The sequence below is a fragment of the Ferrithrix thermotolerans DSM 19514 genome, assembly GCF_900128965.1.
Taxonomy (GTDB): Bacteria; Actinomycetota; Acidimicrobiia; order Acidimicrobiales; family Acidimicrobiaceae; genus Ferrithrix; species Ferrithrix thermotolerans.
Window position 1 is genome coordinate 1 of the sequence record NZ_FQUL01000071.1, and the last position, 3,591, is coordinate 3,591.

Here is a 3,591-nt window from a genome sequence, read left to right on the forward strand (position 1 = left end):
AGAAGGACCACGACGTGCTGCTGACCTTCTATGACTTTCCGGCAGAGCACTGGCGGCACATCCGCAGTAGCAACGCCAGCGAGTCCACCTTTGCCACGGTATGATAGAGAACAAGCCGCACCAAGAACTGCGTCTCTCGTTCCAGCTTCCTCAGCCTGGACTTCAAGCTCATCCAGCAGACGGTGAAGCGGTGGAAGGGTATTCAGCATCCCTAAGGACTCCGAGAGCTATTTGACGGGTGATATTCATCGACGGGATACCCGCCAATAAGACCCGACGGAACCCTAAGTAGGACGGCGCCTAAATGATGTCAGCAAATGTTCATACACTAGGTGTGACCAAAGCTCCCAAATCATTCATGGTAGTGCTCAATATGATACGTAAGGGTTTAGCTTGAGCAAGAAGTTGAGTTGCGTGGAGTGTGATTGGAACTGGTCGACTACGCTGAGTTTGGCTGAAAGGAGCTGGAAATTTCCAAATCCCTGGCGTTCTGATGGAGGATATTTGGTGACTCGTGAATTCGATGTCGTTCTTGTTGGCGGATGCGGCCATGTGGGTTTGCCTCTTGGTGTAGCATTGTCATCAAAAAAGTTGAGGGTAGCACTCTATGACATCTCCTCCGAATCTGTTGCAGCGGTAAACAGTGGGAGAGCGCCATTCTTCGAACCTGGTTTGGATCCGATGTTGAGGGAGGTGTTGAGCGAGTCGCTGATTGTTGCTACTGAAGATCCGACGGTTGTAAGTCGTTCTTCATCAGTAATCGTAATAATCGGAACTCCAGTTGATGAACATCAAAATCCAGAATCGCATAAAGTATTGGATGCCGTTCAAGATCTCGTCGGCCGAATGACCAACGATCAGCACCTAATGCAGTACCATATATCCGGGTACAACGGCTTTAATTGAATCGATAATAAGTGAGGCCGGTTTGGATATTCCGGTTTCATTTTGTCCAGAATGTATCGCGGAGGGAAGAGCAATGATAGAGCTATTCGAGCTACCGCAAATCGTGTCGTCGAGGTCAGAACGAGGACTGGAACAGGCAAGTGCGTTGTTTGGAAATCTGACTAACAAAATAATTACTATGTCTCCTGAGGAAGCCGAAATGGCAAAACTATTCACGAATGTGTGGCGGTACATAAAGTTTGCAGCTGCAAGTCAGCTCTTTATGATGGCAACGAATTTAGGACTAGACTACGAAAGTATTCGTCGAGGCTTGATGGAGGACTACCCAAGGGCGAGTGACTTGCCTAGTGCGAGATTTGCAGCGGGACCGTGTCTACTAAAGGACACCCTGCAGTTGGCTGCATTCAATGACAATAATTTTGTGCTCGGTCATGCGGCGATCAATGTAAATGAAGGTCTCCCTCTCTTTGTTGTGTTAGGAGGTCTAACTTGAGTGGGCTTATAGTTATTATACCCTTCTATCGAGGTCTAGATCTCGTGAAGCAACAAAGGAAGCATCTAATATCGTTGCAGCAGGAGTTACAAGATCTGTCGGCTGAATTTGTGCTAGTGAATGACTACCCTGGTGACGAAAAATTAGCAGAAGAGCTGGAGGAGTTGTGCCTTCAGATAGAACGGATTGGTGTTAAGTGTTATCTGCATATTAATCCGCAAAACTTGGGCTTTGTAAAGTCGGTAAACGTGGGATTAACTCTTGCGATTCAAAGGAAGGCTAATGCGCTGCTGCTCAACTCCGATGCGTTTCCGGATCCTGGTTGTCTGTCTGAGATGATTAGTGTTCTTCAAGAAGATGACCTCATAGGCTTTGTGGGTCCTAGATCTAACAAAGCAACGTTGGCGTCGCTACCTTGGTGGTCGGAGAATACGGAGGTGGATGTAGCAGCCTGTCGTTCAATGTTTAATGATTTGAAGCCGATGTTGCCAAGGGTGCAAATTGTTCCTACTGTTTCTGGATTCTGTTTCCTCATACGCAATGCGGTTTTGGAGACCGTTGGGATTTTAGACGAAGTGTATTCACCGGGTTACAATGAAGAAAATGATTTAGTCTTCCGAGCAAACCGAGTAGGGTATAGGGTTGCATTGGCGAACTGGGCGTTTGCATCCCATCTTGAAAGCGTGTCGTTCAAATCGTCGAAGGACTATTTGGAACGGCGAAATTCTAAGATTCTTCAAGAACGATACCCGGAGTACTTTGATGCTATCAGGCGGTACTATTCAGGCGCTCCAAGGACATATGAAAAACTAGTTACAGAGCTCGTGAGAGCTAGTAGGGACAGCTGGCGCATTCTCATTGATCTGTCTATGCTTGGTTGCTTCCACAATGGAACCTTTACACTTGCTCTTCAGGTGGTTGAGCAATTAGTTAGGAGTTTAGGTTCGGAGCATAATATTGCTATTGTTGCCAATAAGGATGCCCTAATATTTCACGAGCGCCGGTTTCTACTAGCTACAGTTGACATTTACGAAAGTTTTGAAGAGATAGAAATTACCTATACTGTTGCGTTTCGTTTAGCTCAGCCGTTTTCCTGGGAGGCTCTTCTATCGTTACATAAAAGTGCACCCATAGTGGGTTTTATGATGCTTGATACAATAGCGCTCGACTGCTTCTACTTAGCAAACGACCAACCTGGACTTGAAAGTGTGTTGGGCTTTGCGGCCTCCCATGCTGATATATTGGCATTTATTTCGACCGCTTCACTCAATGTGTTTAGTACAAGATTTGGAAATAATGAGCGCCAGATCAGGCTAGTGAGTAGGCCCTCTACAGATTTGTCAGAATATAAAGAGCGTTTTGAGAAAAGAGAGGTCTTATTTGCGAGGGAGAACAATTCAGTGTTTAAGATTCTCCTAGTTGGTAATCATTATGACCATAAAATGGTAAACAAAACTGCAAGCATTATAGCTAAGCGATTTGGTGGCTCTAATGTAATGGTTTATGCGTTGGGTTATTCTGGAGAGGCTCATGTGGGCATTAGGGCTTTGAGAGCTGGAGAGCTGACGATGGATGAGGTTACTGGCCTATACGCTAAGGCAGATATGGTGGTGTTTCCGTCTAATTCGGAGGGGTTTGGATTTCCTATCGTTGAGTCCATGGCAAGTGATAAACCGTTGGTATTACGTGATAGAGCAGTGAATAGAGAGGTGGTGCAAAACGCTATAGGTCTGAAGTCTCCAGTGTATTTCTTTCAGTCTTACGATGAGCTTGTCACTGCGATTAGGGATGTCATGATGGATTCGTTGCAGGAGGGTTGGATTTTTGGCGGGTGCTCTGAAACTAATGGAAATAATTCATGGGAGGGTATGGCGAAGATAATCATTGATGGGATAAAAGAAGGTGTTGCCAAGAGATGCGAAGATCCTAGTTTTGTTGCTATGCGTAATCAGGTGTGTTTTAGTCTCATCGGTCGCGATGCTGAGACGCGTGATGAATTAGTTAGTTTGCGTGGACGTAATTCGGAATTGGCTAGCGAAATTATTGATCTGAGGAGATCGACGTCTTGGTCGGTTACTGCTCCGGCGCGTCGAATTTCCTCTGTATTGCGCTCGTGGATGGGAATAAATTAGAAAAAAAGTATTTTTGTTATTGTCCCTAGCCAAAGTTTCGCTGTGAAACAGGAATTTTCA

Annotated in this window: 3 protein-coding genes and 1 pseudogene; all 4 read left to right on the top strand. The window is 45.6% G+C overall.

Features of this window, described 5'->3' with window-relative positions; translation table 11 throughout:
* Positions 1–292, top strand: a pseudogene (locus BUA24_RS11535) (IS256 family transposase); the annotation flags it as partial.
* A gap of 215 nt (positions 293–507) precedes the next feature.
* Positions 508–906, top strand: coding sequence for a Rossmann-fold NAD(P)-binding domain-containing protein (locus BUA24_RS11540; RefSeq protein WP_072792734.1), 399 nt, complete (start codon positions 508–510; stop codon positions 904–906).
* Between the two features lie 73 nt (positions 907–979).
* Positions 980–1,399 (top strand): Rossmann-fold NAD(P)-binding domain-containing protein, encoded by a 420-nt coding sequence (locus BUA24_RS12855; RefSeq protein ID WP_072792736.1) that lies wholly within the window; start codon positions 980–982, stop codon positions 1,397–1,399.
* Positions 1,396–3,531, top strand: coding sequence for a glycosyltransferase (locus BUA24_RS11550; protein ID WP_072792738.1), 2,136 nt, complete (start codon positions 1,396–1,398; stop codon positions 3,529–3,531). Before BUA24_RS12855 ends, BUA24_RS11550 begins: the two co-directional genes overlap by 4 nt.
* The last annotated feature ends 60 nt before the right edge of the window (positions 3,532–3,591 follow it).